Source organism: Burkholderia sp. BCC1977, assembly GCF_905339595.1.
GTDB lineage: Bacteria > Pseudomonadota > Gammaproteobacteria > Burkholderiales > Burkholderiaceae > Burkholderia.
Map to the genome: position 1 here is coordinate 42969 of NZ_CAJPGQ010000027.1, position 26515 is coordinate 69483.

26 protein-coding genes and 1 pseudogene are annotated in these 26515 nt (G+C 66.2%); 16 read left to right on the forward strand and 11 right to left on the reverse strand.

All coding sequences use genetic code 11. The features are described from left to right. Positions 1-6: 6 nt before the first annotated feature. The gene (locus U5771_RS21920; protein WP_322025924.1) at positions 7-486 is read right to left on the reverse strand and encodes a prepilin peptidase; all 480 of its coding nucleotides are present in this window, start codon (positions 484-486) and stop codon (positions 7-9) included. A gap of 88 nt (positions 487-574) precedes the next feature. Next, complete coding sequence (locus U5771_RS21925; protein WP_124450135.1) at positions 575-757, reverse strand: Flp family type IVb pilin; 183 nt, start codon at positions 755-757, stop codon at positions 575-577. Positions 758-1571: 814 nt separating this feature from the next. Here U5771_RS21925 and U5771_RS21930 point away from each other — a divergent pair. The 6 genes from U5771_RS21930 to U5771_RS21955 all read left to right on the forward strand — a co-directional run bounded on the left by U5771_RS21930 (position 1572) and on the right by U5771_RS21955 (position 7496). Then, positions 1572-2654, forward strand: a complete 1083-nt coding sequence (locus U5771_RS21930; RefSeq protein ID WP_322025925.1) for an ABC transporter substrate-binding protein — start codon at positions 1572-1574, stop codon at positions 2652-2654. Positions 2655-2669: 15 nt separating this feature from the next. After that, a complete protein-coding gene (locus U5771_RS21935; protein ID WP_322025926.1) occupies positions 2670-3509 on the forward strand; it encodes an ABC transporter permease in 840 nt (279 codons plus the stop codon). A 22-nt stretch (positions 3510-3531) separates the two neighbouring features. Continuing rightward, positions 3532-4356 (forward strand): ABC transporter permease, encoded by an 825-nt coding sequence (locus tag U5771_RS21940; protein WP_415859425.1) that lies wholly within the window; start codon positions 3532-3534, stop codon positions 4354-4356. Positions 4357-4391: 35 nt separating this feature from the next. After that, positions 4392-5243: an ABC transporter ATP-binding protein gene (locus tag U5771_RS21945; RefSeq protein ID WP_322025927.1), complete on the forward strand. Its 852-nt coding sequence runs from the start codon at positions 4392-4394 to the stop codon at positions 5241-5243. Between the two features lie 162 nt (positions 5244-5405). Further along, complete coding sequence (locus U5771_RS21950) at positions 5406-6362, forward strand: TauD/TfdA family dioxygenase (protein WP_322025928.1); 957 nt, start codon at positions 5406-5408, stop codon at positions 6360-6362. 186 nt (positions 6363-6548) lie between these two features. Continuing rightward, on the forward strand, positions 6549-7496 hold the full coding sequence (locus U5771_RS21955; protein ID WP_322025929.1) for a TauD/TfdA dioxygenase family protein: 948 nt from the start codon (positions 6549-6551) through the stop codon (positions 7494-7496). A 43-nt stretch (positions 7497-7539) separates the two neighbouring features. Here the strand turns inward: U5771_RS21955 and U5771_RS21960 are convergent, their stop codons facing one another. After that, positions 7540-9201 carry an ABC transporter substrate-binding protein gene (locus U5771_RS21960; protein ID WP_322025930.1) on the reverse strand — a complete coding sequence of 554 codons (1662 nt, stop codon included), beginning with the start codon at positions 9199-9201 and terminating at the stop codon, positions 7540-7542. Positions 9202-9570: 369 nt separating this feature from the next. Here U5771_RS21960 and U5771_RS21965 point away from each other — a divergent pair, with 369 nt between their 5' ends. Further along, the gene (locus U5771_RS21965) at positions 9571-9978 is read left to right on the forward strand and encodes a DUF427 domain-containing protein (RefSeq protein ID WP_322025931.1); all 408 of its coding nucleotides are present in this window, start codon (positions 9571-9573) and stop codon (positions 9976-9978) included. A gap of 214 nt (positions 9979-10192) precedes the next feature. After that, positions 10193-11185: a sulfonate ABC transporter substrate-binding protein gene (locus U5771_RS21970; protein WP_322025932.1), complete on the forward strand. Its 993-nt coding sequence runs from the start codon at positions 10193-10195 to the stop codon at positions 11183-11185. 20 nt (positions 11186-11205) lie between these two features. Here the strand turns inward: U5771_RS21970 and U5771_RS21975 are convergent, their stop codons facing one another. Continuing rightward, complete coding sequence (locus U5771_RS21975; protein ID WP_322025933.1) at positions 11206-11790, reverse strand: putative glycolipid-binding domain-containing protein; 585 nt, start codon at positions 11788-11790, stop codon at positions 11206-11208. 181 nt (positions 11791-11971) lie between these two features. Here U5771_RS21975 and U5771_RS21980 point away from each other — a divergent pair, with 181 nt between their 5' ends. Next, positions 11972-12880 (forward strand): LysR family transcriptional regulator, encoded by a 909-nt coding sequence (locus tag U5771_RS21980; protein WP_322025934.1) that lies wholly within the window; start codon positions 11972-11974, stop codon positions 12878-12880. A 70-nt stretch (positions 12881-12950) separates the two neighbouring features. On the opposite strand, the gene U5771_RS21985 is transcribed toward U5771_RS21980, so the two are convergent. The 3 genes from U5771_RS21985 to U5771_RS21995 all read right to left on the reverse strand — a co-directional run bounded on the left by U5771_RS21985 (position 12951) and on the right by U5771_RS21995 (position 15516). Then, positions 12951-14108 (reverse strand): iron-containing alcohol dehydrogenase, encoded by a 1158-nt coding sequence (locus U5771_RS21985; RefSeq protein ID WP_322025935.1) that lies wholly within the window; start codon positions 14106-14108, stop codon positions 12951-12953. Further along, on the reverse strand, positions 14105-14440 hold the full coding sequence (locus U5771_RS21990) for a putative quinol monooxygenase (RefSeq protein WP_322025936.1): 336 nt from the start codon (positions 14438-14440) through the stop codon (positions 14105-14107). The genes U5771_RS21985 and U5771_RS21990 overlap by 4 nt, the downstream gene beginning before the upstream one ends. A gap of 338 nt (positions 14441-14778) precedes the next feature. Next, the gene (locus U5771_RS21995) at positions 14779-15516 is read right to left on the reverse strand and encodes an SDR family oxidoreductase (RefSeq protein WP_322025937.1); all 738 of its coding nucleotides are present in this window, start codon (positions 15514-15516) and stop codon (positions 14779-14781) included. Positions 15517-15619: 103 nt separating this feature from the next. Here U5771_RS21995 and U5771_RS22000 point away from each other — a divergent pair, with 103 nt between their 5' ends. From U5771_RS22000 to U5771_RS22015, 4 genes are all read left to right on the forward strand, one after another. Then, positions 15620-16552, forward strand: coding sequence for a LysR family transcriptional regulator (locus U5771_RS22000; protein ID WP_322025938.1), 933 nt, complete (start codon positions 15620-15622; stop codon positions 16550-16552). A 139-nt stretch (positions 16553-16691) separates the two neighbouring features. Then, positions 16692-18080 carry a uracil-xanthine permease family protein gene (locus tag U5771_RS22005; protein WP_322025939.1) on the forward strand — a complete coding sequence of 463 codons (1389 nt, stop codon included), beginning with the start codon at positions 16692-16694 and terminating at the stop codon, positions 18078-18080. Positions 18081-18178: 98 nt separating this feature from the next. Then, on the forward strand, positions 18179-18601 hold the full coding sequence (locus U5771_RS22010) for an NUDIX hydrolase (protein WP_322025940.1): 423 nt from the start codon (positions 18179-18181) through the stop codon (positions 18599-18601). An 86-nt stretch (positions 18602-18687) separates the two neighbouring features. Beyond that, a complete protein-coding gene (locus U5771_RS22015) occupies positions 18688-18987 on the forward strand; it encodes a hydrogenase maturation factor (protein WP_322025941.1) in 300 nt (99 codons plus the stop codon). 52 nt (positions 18988-19039) lie between these two features. Here the strand turns inward: U5771_RS22015 and U5771_RS22020 are convergent, their stop codons facing one another. Then, positions 19040-19252, reverse strand: coding sequence for a hypothetical protein (locus U5771_RS22020; RefSeq protein WP_322025942.1), 213 nt, complete (start codon positions 19250-19252; stop codon positions 19040-19042). A 357-nt stretch (positions 19253-19609) separates the two neighbouring features. Between U5771_RS22020 and U5771_RS22025 the strand changes: the two genes are divergently transcribed. Next, the gene (locus U5771_RS22025) at positions 19610-20770 is read left to right on the forward strand and encodes a DUF4382 domain-containing protein (RefSeq protein ID WP_322025943.1); all 1161 of its coding nucleotides are present in this window, start codon (positions 19610-19612) and stop codon (positions 20768-20770) included. 339 nt (positions 20771-21109) lie between these two features. On the opposite strand, the gene U5771_RS22030 is transcribed toward U5771_RS22025, so the two are convergent. After that, positions 21110-22294, reverse strand: coding sequence for an alpha/beta fold hydrolase (locus U5771_RS22030; RefSeq protein ID WP_322025944.1), 1185 nt, complete (start codon positions 22292-22294; stop codon positions 21110-21112). Between U5771_RS22030 and U5771_RS22035 the strand changes: the two genes are divergently transcribed. After that, on the forward strand, positions 22280-23161 hold the full coding sequence (locus U5771_RS22035; RefSeq protein WP_322025945.1) for a LysR family transcriptional regulator: 882 nt from the start codon (positions 22280-22282) through the stop codon (positions 23159-23161). The genes U5771_RS22030 and U5771_RS22035 overlap by 15 nt on opposite strands. 2 nt (positions 23162-23163) lie before the next feature. After that, positions 23164-23792, forward strand: a pseudogene (locus U5771_RS22040) (IS5 family transposase); the annotation flags it as partial. A gap of 106 nt (positions 23793-23898) precedes the next feature. Here the strand turns inward: U5771_RS22040 and U5771_RS22045 are convergent. Both U5771_RS22045 and U5771_RS22050 read right to left on the reverse strand, forming a co-directional pair. After that, positions 23899-25146: an enolase C-terminal domain-like protein gene (locus U5771_RS22045; RefSeq protein ID WP_322025946.1), complete on the reverse strand. Its 1248-nt coding sequence runs from the start codon at positions 25144-25146 to the stop codon at positions 23899-23901. A gap of 46 nt (positions 25147-25192) precedes the next feature. After that, the gene (locus U5771_RS22050) at positions 25193-26485 is read right to left on the reverse strand and encodes an MFS transporter (RefSeq protein WP_322025956.1); all 1293 of its coding nucleotides are present in this window, start codon (positions 26483-26485) and stop codon (positions 25193-25195) included. Positions 26486-26515: the final 30 nt, after the last annotated feature.

Sequence of the window (26515 nt, forward strand, 5' to 3'; positions counted from 1 at the left end):
CCCGGTCTAGATAAGCGAAACCGCGCGAGGAAACGGTGCCCAGACGGCCAGCGCACCACCGAGCGCGAGCGCGATCCCGTACGGCACGCCGCGCGTCGCGAGCGTACGCGCCGGCGCGGCGCGACGCTGCCATGCGACGGCCGCGAGCGCGGCGAGGCCGTACGCGGCACCGCTCGCACCGACGATCGTCAACACCGGGAACGCGAGCGTCGGGCCGGCCCACAGGAACACCGCCGCCGCCAGCTTGACGTCGCCGCCGGCGATCCAGCCCGCGTGACGCAGGCCGGCGAACAGCAGCAGCATCGCCGCGGCGGTCGCGACGTGACCGGCGAGTTGCGCGAGCCCTTCGCTCGCGAGTGCCGCCGCGACGAAATACAGCATCGCGAACGCCAGCACCGCGCGATTGGACAGGCGCCGCGCACGCACATCCTGCGTCGCGAGCGACACCAGCACGAGCGTCGCCGCCGACTGTACGAGAAAGAGCATCGGAGAGCCGTCCGTCGGCGCGCCCCGGCTGGATACGTCGTACCGCTGCGGATCCGTGTGTTCGTCGGCGGCGCGCGGGTTCAGGAGATCAGATCAGCGCCGTGACCTTGTTGATCAGCGAGGTGAACACGGCCGGCAAGCCGCCTGACGTGCTGCTGAGAATCACCCCGACCGCCGCCAGTGCGACCACGACGATGCCGGCCAGGACCGCGTATTCGAGCGAGCTGACGCCGCGTTCATCGCGCAGCAGGGTCTTGACGTATTGCAGCATGACAACCTCCGTGTGACGGGGTCGGTGATCGACCGTTGAGTGAAAAGAAGCGGCGCTGCTTCGGTGGCACGCACGGCGTTTTCGCCCATTCATGACTCATGCGGCGGCCCTGGTATCGGACCATGCGCATCCCCCGGAATCCATTCGATCGCTGCAACGCGCGGTGGTCGGCAACGGAATCTGCCGCCACCTGCGTGCTTGTTGCGTAACTGCATTGGCACAATGCGGATCACGCCAGTTTGTCTAGTGTATAGCCAATTCTTTCGGCGATTTCAAATTATTTAGCGTCAGAGTGCATTTATGGTCGGCGCCCTTCAACGATGAAATACGCGCATGTCGTTTACCGCTTTTTCAGCATCATACCGGGGGCCCGGCGCGGCGCGCAGTAAGAATGTCAATATCGGAGGGCCGCGTTTCCGCCTCCGTGCAGTTCGATGATTTTTATTCAACTTCCCGATATTCCGCCTGATATTCCTGTCCGAATTTAAAACAGACTCCCGTGTGCGTTGCCCGGCGATTTTTTCATGCACGCCGGCATGACCCGGAAAATTTTGCGCCCTCGATCGCATTGCGCGATTCGAATTGGCGTCGCCGTCATCGACGCTCGATTCGCCGCCGGTCGGCATGCGGAATCCGCCCTCCGCGCTCCGCGCTCGCGCGTATCGCCATGTCCAATCGGCGACACGCGTGATTTGCCAACCCGAAATGCGGCGATAAGCATAGTTCAAATCGTTGCTTGTTCCGCACCGGAGGCGTCCTCCAGAATGGTCCGACACCCCCGGCCCAATTTCCACTCCTCACCATCCGACGCGCCATGATCGACCGATTCCCGTCTCCACTGCGCCTGCTGCGATCGCTGCTGATCGCGTCCCTCGTAGCGTTGCCCGCTGCCGCCGCGCATGCCGACAAGCCCGCCACCATCCGCATCGGCGTCGCCCAGCAGGGCGCCGGCGATCCGCCGACCTTCGGCGGGTCGAGCGCGGCCACCGTGCAGCTTCAGCAGCTCGTCGAAAAGGAATTCGCGGCCGACGGCATCACGGTGCAGTGGCTGTTCTTCAAGGGCGCGGGCCCGGCCGTCAACGAGGCGATCGCCGACAAGGCGCTCGACTTCGCGTACCAGGGCGACCTGCCGGCGGTGCTCGCGCGCGCGAACGGGATCAAGACGCGCCTGCTGCTCGCGGCCAGCGTGCGCTCGGGCATCAAGATCGCGGTGCCGCCCGATTCCGGCATCCGCTCGATCTCGGACCTGAAAGGCCGCCGCGTGTCGATCTTCCGCGGCACCAACCTGCAGCTCGTCGCCGACAACGCACTCGCGAAGAACAGCCTGAGCGAACGCGACCTGCGCGTGATCAACCTCGACTCCGCGAGTTCGCTCGCCGCGCTCGCGTCGAAGGGCATCGACGCATCGGTCGGCGACTATCAGCTGTACAAGCTGCGCGACGCGGGCCTCGCGAAGATCATCTACGAATCGCAGAACGACGGCCCGCAGCTCACGCGCCAGACCCACCTGCTCGTGCTCGACGACTTCGACCGCGCGCATCCGGACCTCGTGCAGCGCGTCGTCAACGCGTTCGTGAAGGGGGCGCAATGGTCGTCCGACGAGGCGAACCGCGATGCGCTGTTCAAGCTGTGGGCGAAAAGCGGCGTGCCGTATGCGTCGTGGCAGGCCGACTATGCGAACCAGCGCCTGAAGGACCGTCTGTCGCCGCTGATCGATCCGTTCGTGATCGCACGCTACAAGGCCGTCGCGCAGGACGCACTGAAGCTGAAACTGATCCGCCAGCCGGTCGACGTCGACGGCTGGTTCGAGCCGAAGTATCTCGACAACGCGTTGCGCACGCAGAAGCTCGAGCAGTACTGGCCGCGCTACGACGCGGCCGGCAAGCCCCTCTCCTGACCCGGACCCGCCCCGATGAGCGACACCGCGATCCCGATTCCGTCGTCCGATCCGCACGCGCTTGCCGCGCCGTCCCGCGCGGCGACCGCGAAGCGCGTGGCGTGGCGGCTCGCGCCGTGGGCGCTGCCCGCATTGCTGTTCGTGCTGTGGACCGTGGGCAGCGCGCGCGGCTGGATCGCACCGCAGATCCTGCCGCCGCCCGCGCAAGTCGCCGACTCGCTTGCCGAACTCGCGGCCAGCGGCGATCTCGCGCGCCACACGCTGATCAGCCTGCAGCGCGTGTTGGTCGGCTTCGCGGCCGGTACGCTGCTCGGTTTCGCGACCGGTACGGCGCTCGGCCTGTCGCGCACGCTGGAAGCCTACGTGCTGCCCGGCTTCAACGCGCTCGTGCAGATTCCCGTGCTCGGCTGGCTGCCGTTCCTGCTGCTGCTCGTCGGCGTCGGCGAGCCGCTGAAATACCTGCTGATCGCGCACGCGGCGCTCGTCCCCGTGACGATGAGCACGCTGCAGGGGTTCCGCCAGACGCCGCCCGCACTCGACGAAGCCGCGCGCGTGTTCGGCTACACGCGCCGCCAGCGCATCGTCCACGTCGTGCTGCCGGCCGCGATCCCGACGCTCGCGACCGGCGTGCGGCTCGCGTTCACGAAATCGTGGCTCGCGCTCGTCGTCGTCGAACTCGTCGCGTCGTCGGAAGGGCTCGGCTACCTGATCGTGTACGGCCGCCAGCTGTTCCAGCTCGATCTCGTGATGGCCGCGGTGATCGTGGTCGGCGCGGTCGGCCTCGTGATCAACCGGCTGCTCGACGCGCTCGAAGCACGGCTGCGCCGCGGCGTGCCGTCCGCGTTCCGCGGCTGAACCCGATTCAAGGAGCCTTGCCGTGCCGCTCACCGCCACGTCGACACCCGCCCCACCATCGCCCGCCGGCGCGATCGCCCGTCGCCTTCCGCTGCCCGACTGGCGCGGTTTCGTCCTGCCGCTGGCCGTGCTCGCACTCTGGTGGGCCGTCTCGTCCGCGCACCTCGTCAGGAGCGGGCTGCTGGTCGGCCCGGCCGACGTGCTGCACACCGCGTGGGCCCAAACGACCAGCGGCGCGCTGGCGCGTGCCCTGTCGGCATCGCTCGCACGCGAAGCGTGCGGCTTCGCGATCGGCGCGACCGGCGGCCTGCTGCTCGGCACAGCGCTCGGACTGTCGCGCATCGCCGCGCGCGTGATCGGCCCGAGCTTCGACACGTTCAAGCAGATCTCGCTGTTCGCGTGGATTCCGCTGATTTCCGTCTGGTTCGGCCTCGGCGACGTCGCCAAGGTCGTGTTCCTGTCGCTCGCCGCGCTGCTGCCGGTCGCCGCGCATACGTGCGACGGCATTCATGCGGTACCGCGCACGTATGTCGACGTGGCCCGCGCGCTGCGTTATTCGCGGCTTCAGCTGGTGCGTCACGTGATCCTGCCCGCCGCCTTGCCGTCGATCTTCACCGGGCTCTATCTCGGCCTCATCTACTCGTGGCTCGCGACGCTCGGCGCCGAGTACCTGCTCGTCGCGGGCAGCGGGATCGGCAACACGCTGATCGACGGCAGCGAGCAGTTCCGGATGGACCTCGTGCTGTTCGGGATCATCGTCGTCGGCGTGACCGGCTGGGCGCTGAACGCGATCGCGCGTGCGATCGAACGCAAGGTGCTGGCCCGGCGCGGCGACCTGCGCCGCTGATCGCCCTCTTCTTTCCCGTTGCTGCCCTTCCCGCCATGACGACCTTCGCTTCCGATTCGCTCGATATCCTCCACGTGAGCAAGCGCTATGCGCAACGCGGCACATCGCTCGCCGTGCTCGACGACGTGTCGCTGCACGTGCGTGCCGGCGAGTTCGTCACGATCGTCGGCGCGAGCGGCTGCGGCAAATCGACGTTGCTGCGGCTGATCGCCGGGCTCGATACCGATTACGCCGGCGAGATCCGCGCCGGGGACGAACCGGTGCGCGACACGTCGCTGCAGCGCGGGATCGTGTTCCAGGATCATCGGTTGTTCCCGTGGCTGACGGTTGCGCAGAACGTCGAGGCCGCGCTGCGCAACGCGCCGCTCGACGCGCCGGCCAAGCGGCGTGCAGTGGCCGAGCACATCGCGCTCGTCGGACTGAACGGCTTCGAGCATGCGTACCCGAACCAGCTGTCGGGCGGGATGGCGCAACGCGTCGCGATCGCGCGCGGCCTCGTGAACCGGCCGCGCGTGCTGCTGCTCGACGAACCGTTCGGCGCACTCGATGCGCAAACGCGCGCGCGGATGCAGAACGAACTGCTGCGCATCTGGGAGCAGGAACGCATCACGATGGTGCTCGTCACGCACGATGTCGACGAAGCCGTCTATCTCGGCGATCGCGTCGTCACGATGGCGCCGCGCCCGGGGCGCATCGAGCGCATCGTCGACGTTGCGTTGCCGCGGCCGCGTCGGCGCGACTCGCCCCAATTTGCGCGGCTGCGCGACACGGTGCTCGCCGGTTTCGACGATCGCGATCCGCCGGGCGACGGCGACAGGGGCGGCAGTGCAAGACGCGTCGATGCGGCCGCGACGCACCGGATCGGCCAATGGCGTCTCGCGTGGTAACGCAGTAACGCGGCCGGCCCGATGCCGTTCACCAATCGCTCAGCATGACGACACATATCGATCATCGCCGCACGCGCTAAGGTTGTGACGATTCATCGGTTCCGGTTCCGCGCGGTCCCTGCTTGAATGGAGACTCGACCGACCCGACCCAGGAGACTCCCGATGTCCGAAGTCCAGCACGCCGCTCACCCGTCATCGCATGCTTCGCACGCCGCCGCGCCGCGCACGGCCGCCGTTCCGCTTCAGCTTCGCCAGGTCGCCGGCCGGATCGGCGCCGAGATCGCCGGCGTCCGGCTGTCGAACACGCTCGACGACGCGACCTTCGACGCCATCCACGCCGCCCTGCTGCGCCACAAGGTGCTGTTCTTCCGCAACCAGGGCCATCTCGACGACACCGCGCAGGAAGCATTCGCGCGCCGCTTCGGCGAGACGGTCGCACACCCGACCGTGCCCTCCGTCGACGGCAGCGCGCACCTGCTCGAACTCGATTCCGCGCACGGCGCGCGCGCCAATTCGTGGCACACCGACGTGACCTTCGTCGACGCGTACCCGAAGGTGTCGATCCTGCGCGCGGTCGTGATTCCGCCGTTCGGCGGCGACACGGTGTGGGCCAACACGGCGGCCGCATACACGCATCTTCCCGACCCGCTGCGTGCGCTCGCCGACACGCTGTGGGCGGTGCACACGAACGCCTACGACTACGCGTCGACGCACGCGCACGCCGACGACACGCAACTGAAGCGCTATCGCGAAGTGTTCACGTCGACCGTCTACGAAACCGAACACCCGGTCGTGCGCGTGCACCCGGAGACCGGCGAACGCACGCTCGTGCTCGGACATTTCGTGCAGAAGATCAAGGGGCTGTCGTCGCAGGATTCCGCGCATCTGCTGCAGGTCCTGCACGAACACGTGACGCGCCTCGAGAACACCGTGCGCTGGAACTGGCAGCAAGGCGACGTCGCGATCTGGGACAACCGCGCGACGCAGCACTACGCGATCAACGACTACGGCGATGCGCGCCGCGTCGTGCGTCGCGCGACCGTTCACGGCGACGTGCCGGTCGGCATCGACGGCCGCCGCAGCGTCGTGCTGAAGGGGCCGGGCGCGACGCTGCAATGACGTTCGCCGCACGGTGGCGGCTTCGGCCGCCGCCGTGCCGGCGCCATTTCCGTACGCCCGCACTCTCGCATTCCTGCCTTCCCGACCGGAGGATCCGACCATAACCTTCCCGCCACCCGGCCGACGCGTGCATGCGCCACGATGTCGCCGGCCGTCCATCCCGTTCACTTCCGCCAGGAGCGTCGCATGAGCGCCCTACCCGAACCCGCGGCCCAGCCGGTCGATGTGATTCCGCTGTCCGCCCACATCGGCGCGGAGATCCGCGGCATCGACCTCACCCAGCCGTTGACCACGCCGCAGATCGCCGCGATTCGCGCCGCGCTGCTGAAATGGCGCGTGATCTTCTTCCGCGAGCAGTTCCTCACGCACGAGCAGCATGTCGCGTTCACCGCGCAGTTCGGCGAGCCGACCGTCGGCCACCCGGTGTTCGGCCACGTCGACGGTCATCCGGCCGTCTATTCGATCGCGAAGCATCGCAAGGCGACGCGTTTCGAAGGCGAGCCGGTGCGCCGGCCGTGGACCGGCTGGCACACCGACGTGACGGCCGCCGTCAATCCACCGTGGGCGTCGATCCTGCGCGGGGTGACGATTCCGCCGTACGGCGGCGACACGCACTGGACCAACCTCGTGCGGGCGTACGAAACGCTGTCGGCGCCGCTGCGCGGCTTCGTCGACAGCTTGCGCGGCATCCATCGTTTCACGCCGCCGGCCGGTGTCCGTGCCACCGGTGCGTTCGACGAAGCCGTCGAGCGCCGCCCGCTCGTGACCGAGCATCCGCTGGTGCGCGTGCATCCGGAGACCGGCGAACGCGCGCTGTACGTGAGCCCGAGTTTCCTGAAGTCGATCGTCGGGCTGTCGCCGCGCGAGAGCCAGGCCTTGCTCGAACTGCTGTGGGAACACGTGACGCGGCCGGAATTCACGATCCGCTTCAAGTGGGAGCCGCGCAGCATCGCGTTCTGGGACAACCGCGCGACCGCGCATCTCGCGCCGGTCGACATCTTCGATCTCGACTTCGATCGCCAGCTCTACCGCACGACGCTCGTCGGCGACGTGCCGGTCGGCCCCGACGGCCGGGCCTCCGTCGCGCTCGAAGGTTCGCCGGTCGAAACAGCGGCCGCGGTCGCGCTGAACTGACCACCGCGCCGACAGCCGGCGCACGCGCGCCGGCCTCCCTGCCTCAATCCAGCCACACGCCGTCGAACCGGTGCCCGCCGAGCGGCGAGAACGTCAGCCCGTGCACGCGCTTCGAGACCGGCAGCGACACGATCGACGTCGCGATCGGCGTGAACGGCACCTGATCCTTGAACACGACCTGTGCCTGCTCGTAGAGCGACGTGCGCTTCGCGACGTCCGCGTTCGTGCGCGCCGCGCTGACGAGCCGCTCGAAATCCGCGTTGCACCACTTCGCGAGATTGCTGCCGTGCACCGCCTCGCAGCCGAGCAGCGTGCCGAGCCAGTTGTCGGGGTCGCCGTTGTCGCCCGACCAGCCGTACAGGATCGCGTCGTGCTGCCCGTCGCGTTTCGCGCGGCGGTTGTATTCGCCCCACTCGTAGCTGACGATCTTCGCGCGCACGCCGATCTTCGCCCAGTCCTGCTGGATCAGTTGCGCCATCAACTGCGCGTTCGGGTTGTACGGGCGCTGCACCGGCATCGCCCACAGCGTCAGGTCGAAGCCGTTCGGGAATCCCGCCTGCGCGAGCAGCGCCTTCGCGGCGGCCGGATCGCGTGGCGCGTCCTTCAGGCGCGGGTTGTACGACCATTGCGCGGGCGGCATCGGGTTCGTCGCGATCGTCGCGTCGCCGTTGAACACGGTCTTGATGATCGCCGTCTTGTCGATCGCGATGTCGAGCGCGCGCCGCACGTCGACGCGATCGAGCGGCGGATGCTGCGTGTTGTACGCGACGAAGCCGACGTTGAAGCCCGTTCCCGAAAACAGCGTCAGCTTCGGATCGCGCCGCACCGTCTCGAGATCGGCCGGCCGCGGGAACACCGACACCTGGCACTCGCCGGCCGTGAGTTTCTGCAGGCGCGCGGCCGGATCGGGTGTGATCGCGAACACCAGATGCGCGAGCTTCACGTCGTCCGGCTTCCAGTAGTCGGGGTTCGCGTCGTAGCGGATCACCGCGTCCTTCTGGTACGCGCGCAGCTGGAACGGCCCCGTGCCGACCGGGAACTGGTTGATGTCGGCCTCGCGATGGCGTGCCGTCAGCTGCGACGCATATTCGGCCGACAGGATCGACGCGAACGCCATCGCGAGATTGCGCACGAACACGACGTCGGGCGACTTCAGCACGAAGCGCACCGTGTCGTCGTCGACCTTGTCGATGCGCTCGATGTTGCGATCGAAACCGAGATCGCTGAAGTACGGAAAGCTGACCGGATAGGCCTTGCGGAACGGATCGGCGGGATCGAGCATCCGGCGGAACGTGAACACCACGTCGTCCGCCTGGAACGGGCGCGTCGGCTTGAACCACGCGGTCGTCTGGAACTCCACGCCGCGCCGCAGGTGGAACGTGTAGACGCGCTGATCGGGCGACACGTCCCAGCGCGTCGCGAGCGACGGCACGAGATCGAGCGTGCCGCGCTTGAACTGCACGAGCCCGTTGTAGACCGTGTACGTGCTCGCGTCGAAATCGGTGCTGGTCGTGTGCTGGCCCGGGTCGAAGCCGGCCGGGCTGCCTTCGGTGCAGTACACGAGCGTCTTGCCGGCCGGCGCCGCGAACACGTGCGTGACCGCGCCGGCGAGCAGCAGCGACGCGGCCATGCCACGCAGCGCTGCAACGGCAACGGAGGTGCGCCGCGCGCGATGCGCGGCCGATGAAACGAATGGAATCTTCATGGTGGCGGTCAGGGAAGGACTGTCATGCGAATGACGACCGCCGATCTTCGCGCGCCGCCCGCCGATCGCTTACCAATTAATTCCGCGTTGCTTATCGCGGTGAACGCATCCCGCTGCCGCTGCATGAAAATGTCCACGCGAGCGGCGGGGACATGCCCGCGCAGATGCTGCAGCGGCCCGCCCAGCGTCATGCATCGACGCCGTTCGCGGCACCGTTGCGCACCGTCTTCCGGCCCCCTGCAGGTTCTCCGGAATTAGCGCATCGTATCGGTTGGTCAACGCCTGCACCGGCGCGCGGGGATTCTCCCGGCGCGCACGTTCCGGCCCGGCGTGCCTGCCGGCGCGCCGCCCCTTCCTGGAGGACCCACGATGTCGATCAGTCCCGATACGCCCACCCGTCCCGTGAAGTCGCCGGGCCCCGATCACCCGATCACGATCGAAGCGCATCCGTCGCGCGTCGTGGTCAAGGTGGCCGGCAGGGTCGTCGCCGATTCGCGCCGCGCGCTGGCGCTGCGCGAGGCCAGCTATCCGGCCGTGCTGTACATTCCGCGCGAGGACGCCGACATGGCGCTGCTGCAACGCACCGACCATGCAACCTACTGCCCGTACAAGGGCGATTGCGCGTATTACTCGATTCCCGCAGGCGGCGAACGCGCGACCAACGCGGTGTGGACGTACGAGCATCCATACCCGGCCGTCGAATCGATTCGCGCGCACCTCGCGTTCTATCCGGATCGCGTCGACTCGATCGAGGAAAGCCCGCTCGGCACCGATTGAGCGCGGCGGCGCACTGCCGGCCCGTCGTTCACGTATCGCCGCGCCGCTGATTTGCATATGCGGATTCATTGGTTGGCCGCCGACCCGCGCGGCCGTATCGTCGTGAGTCCGGCGCGGGCCGGCCGGCCGCGCGCATCGCCCGCATCCGGCTGCGTCCCGTGCCGATCGCGCCGCCAGCCCGCGCGACCCGTGAACCCGCCAGCAGGACGCCTCGATGAACGACACACCGCACGCAAACCTTGAAACGACCCCGGCAAACCCGCGCCGCCGCCAATGGCTGCACGGCGCGGCCGCCGGACTGGCCGGGCTCGCGCTCGGCCCGCTCGCGGGCGTGCCTGCACGGGCCCAGGGCAGCGACAAGCGGCTGCGCATCGGTTTCCAGAAATACGGCAACTTCGTCGTGCTCAAGGCACGCGGCACGCTCGAGAAGCGGCTCGCGAGCCAGGGCGTGACGGTCCAATGGCTCGAGTTCCCGGCTGGCCCGCAACTGCTCGAGGGGCTGAACGCCGGCGCGATCGACGTCGGCACGGTCGGCGAAACGCCGCCGATTTTCGCGCAGGCCGCAGGCGTCGATTTCGTCTATATCGGCAACGAACCGCCCGCGCCGCACGGCGAGGCGATCGTCGTGCTGCCCGATTCGCCGATCCGCACCGTCGCGCAGCTGCGCGGCAAGAAGGTCGCGCTCAACAAGGGTTCGAACGTCCACTACCTGCTCGTGAAGGCGCTGGAGCATGCGGGCCTCGCGTATACCGACATCCAGCCGATCTACCTGACGCCCGCCGACGCGCGCGCCGCGTTCGTGCAGCGCAACGTCGACGCGTGGGTCATCTGGGATCCGTACCTGGCGGCCGCCGAACGGCAGCTCGGCGCGCGCGTGGTCGCGAACGGCGACGGGCTCGTCCGCAACACGCAGTACTACCTCGCCGCGCGCAAGTATGCGGCCGCGCAGCCGCAGGTGCTGCGCACGCTGCTCGAGGAAGTCGACGCGGTCGATCGCTGGGGACGCGACCATGTTCCGGAAGTCGCCGCGCAACTGTCGCCGCTCGTCGGCCTCGACGCGCAGACGCTCGAGGTCGCGCTCAAGCGCGCCGGCTACGGCGTGCAGCCCGTCACCGATGCGACGCTCGCGTATCAGCAGAACATCGCCGACGCGTTCAGCACGCTGAAACTGATTCCCGGCAAGGTGACGGTCGCCAACGCGCGCTGACGCGCCGCCGCTGCGACGCGTTACGGCGAACACATCGCGCCGATTCGCCGCCATTCGTCGTAATCGGTGACGAGGCCCGCATCGTCGACCGCGATATCGGCCGCATAGGTGCCGCTCTCGTAGCGGTACACGTGTTCCGCAGTGCGCGTATAGCGCTGCTCGCCGCGCACGAACTCGAACGCCGGAAAACGCAGCCACGCGGTATGGATGACGGCCGATTCGCCGACCGCCAGCCCGAGACGCCGGATCGGCAGCGTATTGGTCGACGGACTGAAGCCGAGATCGATGTCGGTTGCGCCCGCGAGGGCCGGCGCGTCGACGCCGTCGACCGTCCAGCGCCCCGCGTCGCATTCGATCTCGCGTTGCCGGGGCGGCGACGTGCCGAGCCAATGCGTCACGCGCACCGAGCGCGTCAGCCAGTCGGCGCCGCAAGCGATTGCATAGTCGACGCGAAACGGCGTGCCGTCGATCGCGCCCGCTACCGCCCCCGACAGGTCGATGCCCGCGCGCGTCTCGGCGAGCCGGCACCATTCGGCCGCCTGCCAGGTCTGCGCGATCTGCCATGCAACGCAGCGCGTGTGCGCCGCTTCGTCCCGTTGCGTCATGTCGTCTCCCGTCGATCGCATGAGCCGGATGTTCGCTCATGGCGCCGATGATCTCATGGGCGTTTGGCGCGTGCCTCCGTACCGATACCGAGTATCGGTTCGTCGCGCACCTTCGGTACCGATCCTGCTTTGGTACCATCGTCGTTCGGCATCACCCGAACCGGACAAGGGGCGAGATTCCATGGATTTGCTGGCGACGATGCGCATCTACGTGAGGGTCGTGGAGCGCGGAACGATGTCCGGTGCCGCCCGGGATCTCGGCATGGGCCAGCCGGCCGTCAGCGAGCGCGTCGACAAGCTCGAGAAACGTCTCGGCACACGTCTGCTGATGCGCAGCGCGCGCACGCTCACGTGCACCGACGAAGGCCGCATTTTCTACGAACACAGCAAGGCGCTGCTCGAAGCGGCCGAAGCGTCGATCGCATCGGTATCGAACACGGGGAACGCGCTCGACGGCACGATCCGGCTCGCGGCGCCGCAGTGCTTCGGCGAAGTCGTCATGCCGGCCGCGCTGGTACGGATCCGCACCGTCTATCCCGACCTGCGCATCGACCTGGTACTGAACGACAACATCGTCGATCCGGTCACGGAAGGGGTCGACATCTCGATCCGCGTCGGCCAGCTCGGCGACGGCGGCTTCGTCGCGCATCCGCTCGGCAAGGTCGGCCGCGTGCTCGTGGCCGCCCCCGCCTATCTCGACCGCTACGGCCCGATCGCAACCAAGGCCGATCTGGTGAACCACCCGTTCATCCGCGTCAAGGGCATCTTCGCGAACGAGCAACTGCCGCTGCAAAGCGAAGACCAGACGCTCGAATACGCACGGATCCGGACGGTGATGACGACGAGCCACTGGCGCCCGATGTTCGACACGATCCTGGCCGGCGGCGGCATCGGCGTCGTGCAGGCGCCGGCCTGCGTCGATGCGTTCGCGCACGGCAAGCTCGTCGAAATCCTGCCGCAGTACACGATCCCCGAGTTCGCGCTCAACGCGCTGGTCCAGGCGCAACGGCCGCTGCCGCCGCGCGTGCGGGTCGTCGTCGATCTGCTCAAGCAGGAAATCCCCGCACTGCTGAACCGGCGCAAGCCCTGAGCGCGGCGTCACGCGTGGCAGCGGCCGGCGGCGTCACGCCGTCGACCGCCGCGCGGTCACGCGCGCCGCATCACCACGCCTGCCGATAGATCGCCAGCGCGTCGGCTTCCGTCACCTCGCGCGGATTGTTCACGAGCAGGCGCGTCTGCAGCATCGCATCCGATGCCATCCTCGGCAGGTCGCCCTCGCCGATGCCGACCTCGCGCAGCGTGCGCGGAATGCCCGTCGCAACGATCAGGCGATCGATCTCGTCGATCAGCGCCTGCGTCCTCGCTTCGTCGCTGCCCGTCGCCGACGGCGCGACGATCGCCGCGAGTTCCGCATACAGCGGCGCGGCAGCCGGTGCGTTGAAGCGCAGCACATGCGGCAGCACGAGCGCGTTCGACAGCCCGTGCGGCACGTGAAAAATGCCGCCGACCGGATAGGCCAGCGCATGCACGGCCGCGACCGGCGCGTTCGCGAACGCCTGGCCGGCGAACATCGCACCGACCAGCATCGCTTCGCGTGCGTGGCGATCGTTGCCGTCGTCGCAGGCCGTCAGCAGGTTGCGCGACAGCAGCGTCAACGCCTGCACGGCCAGCATGTCGGACACAGGATTCTTCAGCCGCGACGACGTATAGGCCTCGATCGCATGCACCATCGCGTCGATGCCCGTCGCGGCCGTTGCCGCGCGCGGCAGCCCGAGCGTCAGCTCGGCGTCGAGGATCGCGACGTCCGCGAACAGGTACGGCGACACGACGCCCATCTTGCGCGCCTCGCCGACCGTGACGATCGATACGGCCGTCACTTCGGAGCCGGTGCCGGCCGTGGTCGGCATCTGCACGAGCGGCAGCCGCGACGTCGCGACCTTGTCGACGCCGTACATGTCGGCCAGCGCCTGCCGCCCCGGCGCGAGCACCGCGATCAGCTTCGCGACGTCCATCGACGAACCGCCGCCGAGGCCGAGCACGATCTCGGCATCGGCCGCCACCGCCCGCGCGGTCGCCTCGAGCACGACGTGCTCGGGCGGATCGGCGATCACGTCGTCGATCACGGTCACCTGCCAGCCATGCGCGGCGAGGCTCTCCAGGGCGGGGGCAAGCACGCCGCTGCGATGCAGGAACGCGTCGGTGACGACGCACAGCCGCGCGAGCGCCGGAAAGCGTTCGCGCAACAGCGCGCCGAGCCGGCGCGCGGCGCCGAATTCGACGATCTGTGTCGGAACAGTGCGGAATTGAAACGGATTCATCGGGTGCCTCCCGGCGGCGTCGCCGTGCCTGTGTCCGGCTGCACCATGTAGCGCGTCACGTCGCGGCGATCGAGCAACGGAAAGATAGCGCCGACACCGATCCGCTGGAAATGCGGCGTTTCCCGATGCCTGTCGAGGCCGTCGGCATCGCGGTAACGCTCGAGGATCACTATGTGGTCGGGGTCGACCGGCGACCGGAAATACGCGTAGTCGAGGTTGTTCGGCTCGGCACGCGTGGCCGGCGCGAGTTCCGCGAGCCATTCGATCACGCGGTCGCCGTTGCCGGGTTTCGCGAAGAAATGCGCGATGACCTGCAGGTAAGGTTCGTTCATGCTGCGCTCCGTATTCGCCAGCGGCCCGTCATGACGGGCCGTCATTCAACCATGCGCGGTCGCTCGTCGGTCCCGCTCGTCGAGGGGGCGGTCGTCGGCCCGACACGGGACCGACGCCCCGACGTCGCATTGTATTGAATCGGCGCAGCGTGCGCAGCGCATCGTCATGCGCGCGACGGCAGTGCTTCCCGCGCGCGGTTCGCGGCAGGCAGGCCGAGTTCCGTGCGGACCTGGCCCGGCACCGTCGGCACCATCGCGCGCGGCGTGCCGGCCTCGCGCGCCGCACGAAACCGCGCGCCGCCGGCTGAAGACCGCGACCCGCGGGAAACGCCCGCGCCTCACACCAGCCGGCCGCCCCCGTCGATGTGCAGGATCTCGGCATTCATGAAGCTGTTGCCCAGCAGGAACGCGATCGCTTCCCCGACTTCGTCCGCGCGACCGACGCGTCCGCCCGGCAACGCCGACGCGGCGCCACCGAGGATCGCGTCGCGCGCTTCCGGGCCGAATGCGTCGTACAGCGGCGTATCGACGAAGCCGGGCGCGACGACGTTCACGCGAATCGGCTTGAGCTCCAGCGCAAGCGACTGAGCCAGTGCCTCGACGCCACGCACGGCGGCCGCGATGACCGACGTGCCTTGCCCGGACGGACGGTCCGCCAGTTGCCCGCCGGTGAGCACGATCGAGCCGCTCGCGGGCATCAGCGGCAACGCGGCGCGGATCGCGTACACCGGCCCGGCGATACGCTCCTGCAGCGCGGCGAGCAGGTGATCCGGATCGGTGTCGGCCAGCGTGCCGGCGATGAATCGTCCGGCCGTGACGACCAGGTGATCGACGCGCGTCATCGGTTCGAAGACGCGCTGCACGGCAGCCCGGTCCGCGATGTCCGCGATCGCGGTGCGCGCGCCGCCGAGCGCCCGCGCGGCGGCCGCCAGCGTCGCGCCGGTCCGGCCGACCAGCGTGACGGTGGCCCCGCGCGCTTTCACGGCCGCGGCGGCCGCGAGGCCGATTCCGGAACTCGCACCGAATACCACCACGTGCGCGCCGTCCAGCGCCGGCACCTGCATTGCCTCGTTCATGTCGACTCCTCGTCGGGGATTGAAGGTTCACGCACGTTAGGTCATGCTTCGACGAGACGGAATACGACGATTTTGAATAGGGCTCATGCCCGGGAGGAATAAGGTGGACTCGCTGCGTTCCATGCACCTCTTCGTGCGCGCCGTCGAACTGGGCAATTTCTCGGCGGTCGCCCGCGAGGAAGGCACCGGCCAGCCGACGATCAGCAAGGCCATCGCCGCGTTCGAGCAGACGCTCGGCGTGCGCCTCTTCGAACGATCGACGACGAGCGTCGCACCGACCGACGAAGGCCGGCGGTTCTACGAGCGTTGCAAGCGCGTGATCGACGAATACGCGAGCGCGGTTGCCGACGTGCGCGGACAGACGCTGCGGCCGGTCGGCAAACTGGTCGTCAATGCGCCGATGGGGCTCGGCGAGCTGCGGCTGAACGCGCTCGTGCTCGAATTCCTCGCGGCCTATCCGGAGATCGACATCGAGCTGCATCTGACCGATCGCGTGATCGACCTGGTCGAGGAAGGCGTCGATGTCGCGATCCGCCTCGGCCACGCGCTGCCGCCCGACGCCGTCGCGCGCTGCATCGCGTCGTCGCCGCGTCTGCTCGTGGCCGCGCCGCACTACGTTGCCCAAGCGCCCAGGATTCGCCACCCGGAAGACCTCGCGCGACACGACTACGTCGGCTACGCGCGCGCCGGCGTCGGCACCGAGCTGGCGTTCGAAAAAGGCACGGCGACCGTCAGCGTGCCCGTGCGCAGCCGCTATCGCGTCAACAGTTCGCTGGCATTGCGCGAATGCTTCCTCGCGGGCCACGCGGTGGGCAGCGCGCCCGCGTGGCTCGTTCAGGACCTGATCGACGGCGGACAGCTCGTCCGGCTGCTGCCGAAGTGGGAAATGACCGTGCCGCACGCGCTGCATCTCGTCTACGCGTCACGCCGGCATCTGCCGCTCAGGACCCGCGCGTTCCTGCAGTTCATGACCGAGCGGATTCCCGCGCTGACCGGGTTCCGCGCAACGGAGCCCGCGCCGCGCCGCACGCGCTGACGAACCGGTGCGGCGCCACGCACGACGACACGGATCCGGCACCGCTTTCCCGATCCCGTCCATTGCATCGCGCCCGGGCGGCGCCGGCGGGCCCTTCGGCTAAAATGCCGCACTTTCCATCCTGTCCGGCCCGCTCGCCATGCAACCCGCCTCCCCCGCCCGATCCGCCTCCCACGGCGCCGACGCCGCAGATGCGTCGCACGACCTCGTCTACGGCCCCAATGACCGGCCCGCGCCGATGGTCGCCTTCGTCGCCGCGCTGCAGCACCTGCTGGCGATCATCGTGCCGATCGTCACGCCCGGCCTGCTGATCTGCCAGGCGCTCGGCGTATCGAGTCGGGATACGACCCTTATCGTGTCGATGTCGCTGGTGATTTCCGGCATTGCGACCTTCGTGCAGTGCAAGCGCTTCGGCCCGCTCGGCGCCGGCCTCCTGATCGTGCAGGGCACCAGTTTCAACTTCGTCGGCCCGCTGATCGCCGGCGGCAGCCTGATGGTCAAGCAAGGCACGCCGGTCGAGACCGTGATGGCCGCGATCTTCGGCGTCGTGATCGCCGGCTCGTTCGTCGAGATGGGCGTGTCGCGCATCCTGCCGTTCGTGAAGCGCCTGATCACGCCGCTCGTCACCGGCATCGTCGTGCTGCTGATCGGCCTCACCCTGATCAAGGTCGGCCTCATCAGCATGGGCGGCGGCTACGGCGCGATGGCCAACGGCACGTTCGCGAGCGCCCAGAACCTGACGCTGTCGTGCCTCGTGCTCGGCACGATCATCCTGCTGAACCGCGTGCCGATCGTGTGGGTGCGCAGCACCGCGCTCGTGATCGCGCTGGTGATCGGCTATGCCGCGGCCGCGATGCTCGGCCGCCTCGACTTCACCGGCGTGCACCAGGCCGCACTGTTCCAGGTGCCGACGCCGCTGCACTTCGGTATCGGCTTCTCGTGGTCGCTGTTCGTGCCGATGCTGATCATCTATCTCGTCACGTCGCTCGAAGCGATCGGCGACGTCACCGCCACCAGCAAGATCTCGAAGGAGCCGGTCGAGGGGCCGGTGTGGATGCGGCGGATCAAGGGCGGCGTGCTCGTGAACGGCGCGAACTCGCTGCTGGCCGGCGTGTTCAACACGTTCCCGAGCTCCGTGTTCGCGCAGAACAACGGCGTGATCCAGATCACGGGTGTCGCGAGCCGCTACGTCGGCATCTGGATCGCGGGCATGCTCGTGGTGCTCGGCCTGTTCCCGGTCGTCGCGGGCGCGCTGCAGGCCGTGCCCGAGCCCGTGCTCGGCGGTGCGGCGATGGTGATGTTCGGCGCGGTGGCCGCATCGGGCATCAACATCCTGTCCGGCATCCAGCTCGATCGCCGCGCACTGCTGATCATCGCGGTGTCGCTCGCGCTCGGCCTCGGCGTGTCGCAAGTGCCGGACATTCTGAACAGCCTGCCGCATGCCCTGAAGAACGTGCTCGAATCGGGCGTCGCGACGGGCGGCATCTGCGCGCTCGTGATGAACTGGTTCTTGCCGGAACAGAAGTAACGCTACGGACTCCATGACGATGCGGCCCGACCGACGGGCCGCGTCGCGCTCGACGAATCCGACTTGGCCGGGCGCCCGACTCTCGCTAGAATCGGGTCATGCCCCAAGCCCCCGTCTCCACGAATACGCCGGAAGTCAGCGCGGCCCCCGTCAAGGAACGCGCGACCATCGTCTGCTACCGCGAACAGCAGGTCCTGCTCGTTGCACGCGCATCGTCGCGCTGGGCGCTGCCCGGCGGCACGATCAAGCGCGGCGAAACGCCGCTCGAGGCCGCGCATCGGGAACTGCAGGAAGAGACCGGCATCACCGGCCAGCACCTCGTCTATTCGATGCACTTCACCGGGCTCGCGAAGGTGCATCACGTGTTCTTCGCCGAAGTCGGCCCGGACCAGACGCCGCAAGCGAGCAACGAGATCGAGAAGTGCAAGTGGTTTCGCATCGACAACGTCGGCGAACTGCGCGCGAGCATCCCGACGAAACGCATCGTCGAGCTCGTCTACGAGCACGAAATCCCCAAGTAGGTAGACACCCCACCCCCAACGGCTCGCACGAGCCGATATGATGCGCCCACGGTCCGTCGTCGCGTTCCCTTCCGAGCGAGCTGCAGATGAACAGTGCGTACACCTACCGCGGATACACCATCGATGTCCGCTGCGAATTCCGGCTCGACGAACCGCGCGGCCACGCGCCGCCCGCCCCGCCGAGGTTCGGGTTTGTCGCGATCGTGCAGGTGCGCGCGGCCGGCATCGCGCCGCGCCTGCTGGCGCCGGTCCGGCTTGGCGACGACGGCGGCCGCCTGTTCGACGACACCCGCAACGCGTTGCGCGCGGGCCGGGCGGCCGGCGAAATCATCGTCGACGATCTGCTGGTCGATTCCGGCTCCGCCGACGGGCGGGCGCATTCCTGAGCCGGCGGGCGGCGTGGAGCGTCTTGCGCGGATGGCGACGCGATGCCGACGCTCAGTGCAGGCGCTTTCGCCGTAGTTCGTGCATGGAATAGACGACGAGGAAGATACCCAGCATCGCGACGCCGGATGCCAGGAAGTCGTTTGCCGTTCCCGCGCTGTTCAGCGATTTCGGGAAGATGCCGAGACTCAGTCCCGCGGCAGTCAGAAGCACACCTGCCGCCACACCCCACACCGGTCCGGTGGTCTTTTCGATTGTGTTTTTCATACAGCACCCGTCTACAGTCATTACCTGAACGGTGGCGGCGCTTGGTGCCGCGCCCACCGTTCGTGCTTCGACTATAGCGGGGAAACAATCGGGGCGGATTCAGTGCTTTCACCGATCAAGTTTTCGCCGATCGCGAACGCGCCGTGTCCCGGCGATTCATTTGCTATCCGATCGATCCGGATATTCAGTCGCCGCGAGCCGCATTACCGGCCATTGCGTCGCGAATACCCACCGAGAAGCGTCATTCCTTACGCTTCGACGCGGAATTTACGCTTCGTTTCAAAGCTGTCCATATTCCGGACGCGCCGCGAAGCTACGCTTCATTGCACCGACAATCACGTCGGGGGGGACAAAACAATGAACAACACGTTCTGGAGGGCCGCACTATGTGCGGCCGTGGTGCCGTTCGCATTCGCAGGTTGCGGCGGCGGTGACGGCGGCGGCGGCGTGCAAAGCGGCACGCTGCATGTCGCGATGACCGACGCGCCTTCATGCGGCTTCGATCACGTCTTCGTGACCGTCTCGCAGGTTCGCGTCAATGCGAATGCGAATGCGTCCGACAACGACGCCGGCTGGTCGACGATCACGCTGGCGACACCGCAAAAAATCGACCTGCTGTCGCTGACCAACGGCGTGCTCGCCGATATCGGCCAGACCGCGCTGCCGGCCGGCCAGTATCAGCAGGTCCGCCTCGTTCTCGCGCCGAACCAGGGCAACACCCTCGCGAACTCGGTCGTCCCGACCGGCGGCGCGGAACAGGCGCTCGCGACGCCGAGCGCGACGCAAAGCGGTTACAAGATCATCCAGCCTTTCACGGTTCAACCGAACACGCTCGTCGATCTCGTGCTCGACTTCAACGCGTGCAAGTCGATCGTCCAGCGCGGCAACGGGACCTATGCGCTGAAGCCGGTCGTCACCGCGATTCCGACCGTCGTGAGCGGCGCGATCTCCGGCTTTGTCGCATCGACCGAAGCAGGCGCGACCGTGTATGCGGAACAAGGCGGCAAGGTGATCCGCGGCACGGTTGCCGACAGCTCGGGCAAGTTCGTGCTGTCACCGCTGATCCAGAGTTCGACACAAGGCAACTACGACGTCGTGATCGTGCAGAACAACTTCGCGTCGGGCATCGTGCGCTCGGTTCCGGTCGTCGTGAACACCACCACGGCGGTGTCGGCGTCGAACGCCCCGATCATGCTGCCGGCATCGACGATGAGCACGGTCAGCGGCACGGTGACGGCAAGCGCCGATGCGTTCGTGCGGGCACTGCAGAGCGTCGAAGCCAACGCGTACGAGATCGCGTCGATCGGCGCGAACCTGGACACGGGTGCGTATGCGCTCAACCTGCCCACGGCCGCACCGATCGTCGGTACGTACTCGGGTTCGCTGCCGGTCGCGCTCGCCGCATCGCCGGCCGCCGCGGCACAATACACGATCGAAGCGGACGCAGCGTCGGGCGCGACGCAATCGACGAACGTCAACGCCACGACCAGCCAGTCGAACGTCAATTTCAGTTTCTGACGCATCGGCAACATCAACGAAAGGGCCGCACGGCCCTTTCCTCAATATCGGGAGAACGAAGTGAAGAAAGGGGTTATCGCATTGCTCGCCGCGGCGAGCGTGGTCGGCGCACTCGGCGGGTGCGTTGCATACGTTCCGGGGCCACCGGTCGTCGTCGCACCGCAGGGCGGGCCGGGGAACGGCTTCTGCCCGCCCGGACAGGCGAAGAAAGGCAATTGCTGATTGTACGAGGCCCGCGTATCGCGGGCCTGTTTCGTGGTCGCTGCTTGACAGGCATGGCGCCGGACTGGCGGACGACAGGTCGGAAGCCTCCCCCCACAAAACACGCACGAAGTCACTTCATGGAGAACATTCGTAAGGCAGATCCCGATGCTTCTTTTCCAAAGGAGCCGTAAAGGCAAGTATGGCCTGTAGAAATTTCTCTCGATCCGGTCCTGGTTGAAGATTGGCATAGTGGGAAGCGCCCGCGAGTTCAACAAATTGCGCTGACGCCGCGTTCGTTAGATCAGCAAGAAGTGTGTGAGCATCGACGGGACGCGACCAAAAATCGTTACCCGATCTCAAGATCAAGACATGAGAGCGGATAAATGAAGCATCAAAAATCTGTCGACCGTTAACCAACAATAATGTGTCGGCAAATGGTCCGGTGGGATGCCGAAAGCTCGGGGGCGTACGTGTATCCGCGGTTCGATCCCCTTCCATGGCTAGATCAACATAGCGCGAGAGAAAAGCCGGATTGATACCTTCATCGCGCCAGTGGCCGACGAGCGCATCGGCCGTCGACAACTGGTAAGCACCGAATCGCTTGCGATCCAGTTCTGCTGGATGCCGTGGATCGCCAAATTCCGCCTGCAGGCGCCATCCTCCGGACGGACCACCATATGCCCCGTTGTAATAAACCAAGTAAGTGATCTTTCCGGGGTAAAGCGATGCGTAATGTCCAAGCCATTGAGAGCCAGTCGCCCAACCCATGGCCGCCAGGCGCGTTTCGCCTGGATTTCGGCGTTTAATATCCTCTACTACGGCGGCAATGTCGCGCACCGCTTCGTTGGATCGAACAGCGGGCGGGGTTGCGAACTGCCCACCTTTCATTTCGGTAGGAAAACTGGATCTCCCGAACCCTCGCACATCCATCAGATACACGTGATGTCCCGCTTTTGCGAGTTCCTCCGCCGTCGACGTGCCGGGTGCATTAACGTCCCAACTTGCTAGCACGCCGGGCCGTCCACCGTTGACCAAGAGCATCGGGCCGCGATCAGAACAGGCCTGGGTGTCACGAATTTCCCGCACGAAAATTTGCAGACCGTCTTCGTCCGGGACCATATAGTCTCGACGAATGATCTCGGCACACGTCTGTCGTGCCGACAGGGCAGACAGGCTGAACAGCGCAGCGAGGACAATTCGAGCAGGGCGCATGGACAGTTCCAGGTAGCAGAAATTGTCACCATTGTCCGATTGGATTAATAATGCATCCATGCTGTCGGTGATGTTTTTTGATATCGTGGCGATATGGAGCTTCGCCATCTACGCCACTTTCTTGCTGTTGCGGCAGAGTTACACATGGGGCGTGCCGCCCAGCGCCTCGGGATGGCTCAACCACCGCTCAGCCAGTCAATCGCACGCCTTGAAAAGGACGTCGGCGTTCCACTATTCATCCGTGCTCATCGGCGTTTGAGCCTGACTGCGGCCGGTATGGCTTTTCTTGAAGAAGCTCAAGCGTCTGTTCATCACGCAGAACGTGCGGCCGCCTTTGCAAGATCGGCATCGCTCGGAGAGGCAGGGGTAATCCGGATCGGCTTCGATTCGGCCGCTCTCTATCAGCATTTACCGCAGCGATTGCTAGCCTTGAAAGCGCAATATCCGGCGATCCAGCCGGACCTGAAGGAACTCTCGACCAATGATCAGCTCAAGGCCTTGGCGGACGGGGCGATTGACATCGGATTCGCCCATCCTCCATTCATTACCGAGAGCCCTATAGTAGTTCACGATTTCCCGGCCGAGATCAGCTTGGCCGTTCTGTTCGACGACGGCACGATCGGCGATACCTCGTTAGCGGAAATTGCCGATCAGGGACTGATTCTCTTCCCCGCAGAGCAGGGGCCCGTACTTCACGCCCAGATACTGGGTGTATTTGCAGCGGCGGGACTCGAAGCCAGAATCGTTGCTGAAGCCAACCGCGCTTTAACCATGTTGTCGCTCGTCTCGGCGAAACTCGGCGCGACGATTCTGCCCGCTTCGACAAAACGGCTTCACTTCACTGGCGTGCGGTTCGCCAGTATTTGCGACGCAACGATGCCGACGTGGCCGCTGTCCATGGTAACCAGACGCGAGCGGACTTCTCGTCTTGTTAGAAAAGTTTGGCAACTCTTCCGGGACGTACCAACTAAATAGGGTTGCCGACCCGGCTGGGTTTCGGCCCGGGCCCAACTTGCTGGTGACGATTGGACGACTGGCAGAAGGCCAGCGTGCGGGAGCAACTGCACGAGTTACTGCTCGACAAGTCAAGTTGCGCACGGCTGGCCTACTCGACCTCTCATATGCCGCGATCGACTCCTCGTCGGTACGGGCCGCCGGGGCGGGCGAAAAACTGGCCCGAACCCCACGGATCGCGCGCCCGGGCTCCAAGCACCACATCCTCGTAGACGCCAGCGGCGCTCCCATCGTTGCGATTCCGAGCGGCGCGAATACCAACGACGTCACCCAACTGCTGCCGCTCGTCGATGCGATTCCACCGATTCGGGGCGTGCGTGGTCGACCACTTCAGAAGCCTGGCGTCGTCTACGCTGATCGCGGCTACGATTCCACGCTGCACCGACGCGCGCTGCGCGAGCGCAGCATCAAACCCGTGATCGCGAAGCGTCGCAGCGAACACGGTAGCGGACTCGGCACCTATCGCTGGGTGGTCGAACGTACTCACTCCTGGCGCCACGATTTCCGTCGTCCAAGCACGCGGTTCGATCGTCGTGCAGACATAGACATTCACGAAGCGTGCTTGAAACTCGGCTGCTCGCTTGTCTGCTGAAATATCTTCAGGTGTGCTGAGCCGTTTTTTTTGAACCAGCCTCTAATCGTGAATATGCGAAGCTTCGCATATTCACAAATCCCGGCCGGCCCTCGATCCGCGCTGGTTACGGAGTCTGCAAGGTGCCGTCCCTGAGCCGCGTTTGCGTCCAGACCGCCACCGTGTTTTCGCACGGATATTTCGCTGCCTCTACCTCATCGATATCCACGCCCAACCCTGGTTTGTCGTTGGCGTACACGTATCCGTTCCGGAATTCGGGAAGACCCGGGAATACATCGAGCAATGCCGCCCTCGGCCCCTTGAGCTCCTGAATCACGAAATTGGGCGGCTCGGTTCCGGACCATTCCTGCACGCCGAAATTGCGCGCCGCGAGATCGATATGAATGTTCGCCGCATGCCCGAGCGGCGACATGTCGCCCGGGCCGTGCCACGCCGTTCGCACGCCGAACTGCTCGGCAAATATCTGCAGCTTGCGGCCAGCGGTAATGCCGCCGATCTGACTCAGATGAACCCGGATGAAGTCGATCAACCGCTCGGTAATCAGGAAGCGCCATTCATAGGGATTGTTGAAGAGCTCGCCTTGCGCAAGCGGCGTTGATGTCTTCTCCCGCAGCTGGCGAATCCACTCGCCCTCTTCCAGCGCGATCGCGTCCTCGAGAAAAAACAGGTCGAATGGCTCGAGTTCTCGAGCGAAACGAATGGCCTCAACCGGCTTCAAGCGTTCGTGAACATCGTGGCACAGCTCGACATCGAAGCCGACCTTGCTGCGGATGCCGTCGAACAGCTTCAGCGTCTCGCGCATGTATTGCTTGCTGTCCAGATAGACGCCGTCGGCCGCACCGTGCGGCGCGCTCGCCGGCGCCCTGCCGTATCCGCCGCCGCCATAGCCGCCGCTCTGGCAGCGGATGTGCGTGATGCCCTGCTCGCGATACTTCTGAATGTTCTCGCACAGCTCTCCGAGGTCGCGTCCGTCCGCATGCCGATAAACCGGCACGCCTTCACGGCATTTCCCCCCGAAAAGCTGATAGAGCGGCATGTTCGCCATCTTGCCCTTGAGGTCCCACAGCGCCATGTCGACGCCCGAAATCGCATTGTTCTCGATCGGGCCGTTACGCCAGTACGCATTCTGGTGCATCAATTGCCAGATTTCCTCGATGGCCTCCGCGTCGCGGCCGATCAGCAGCGGCCGCAGATACTCCTCGATGACGCATTTGACGGCGACGTGCCGATACGCAAATGTCGCGCATCCAAGGCCATACAAGCCCGGCTGGCTGGTTTCAATCTTGACGACGATCAGGTTGATACCTTCCGGCGCGGTCAGAATGACCTTGACGTCAGTAATCGGAGTGGTCATTTCTTGTCTACCAATAGCGAGTCAATGAATTGGGCGATGCGGCACTTCACGTGCGGCGCAGCGAGACCGCCGGTTCCTCGGCCGAACGCTGCCCGGAACGGGCCGGAACGGTAATCATCAGGATCACCGACAGCAGCAGCGCAACCGCCATGAAGATGTACGAAGCCGACGGACTGCCGGTCGCACCGTTCAGGTAGCCGACGACCCACGATCCGAGGAACGCGCCCAATGCACCGCTCGAATTGATGATGCCGATCGCACCACCCAGTACGTTGCTCGGAATGAGTTCCGGTACGAGCGCGAAGAACGGCCCGTACGGCGCATACATCGTCGCACCGGCAATCACGAGCAGCGTGAACGAGATCCAGAAGTGAGATCCGCCGACCAGGAACGACGCCACGAGCGCAATCGTGCCGATCAGCAACAGCGGCCAGACGAACAGCTTGCGGTTGCGCGTCTTGTCCGACAGCCATGATGCGAGCAGCATCAGGATGATCGCGGCGAAATATGGAACGGCGGCGAGCCAGCCCACGGATACGATGTCGATTTTCGACGCGCCCTTGAGTATCGACGGCAGCCACATGATGAAGCCGTACACGCCGATGCTCCAAAGCGCATGAATCGCACAGCATTTCAGTACGACCGACGACCGGAATGCGGCCTTGTAGTCGCGCACCGGCGCGATATGCGCCTGCTCTGCTTTCAGACGTGCGTCGAGTTCGGCCTTTTCTGCATCCGTCATCCATGGCGCATCAGCCGGACGATCCTTGACGGTGAACCACCAGACGACTGCCCACGCCAGCGCCGGCAAGCCTTCGATGACGAACATCTCGCGCCATCCGAAGCTGCGGACCAGATAGCCCGACACGACCGACATCCACAACACGGTCACCGGATTGCCGAGAATCAGGAACGTATTCGCGCGCGAGCGTTCGGTGCGCGTGAACCAGCGGCTGATGTACATCAGCATCGACGGCATGACGGCTGCTTCGACCACGCCGAGAACGAAGCGCAGGACCATCAGCATCGGAATGTTGCTGACCATCCCGGTCGCCGCGGCGCACAGGCCCCACAGGATCAGGCTGATGAAGATCAGTTTCTTCACGCTGTTGCGCTGCGCGTAGATCGCGCCCGGCACCTGGAACAGACAGTAGCCGAGGAAAAACAGCGAGCCGATCAGCGACGACATGCCATGCGTGATGCCGAGATCCTTATCGATCCCGGCGGCCGCAGCGAAACCATAATTCGCGCGATCGAGATAGGCGAGGCTATAGGTGATGAAGATGATGGGCATCAGATACCACCATCTTTGGGGGGCTACGGGTTTGGCGCTTTCCATGATGTCTCCGGATAGGTGTGGCGCGTGAAC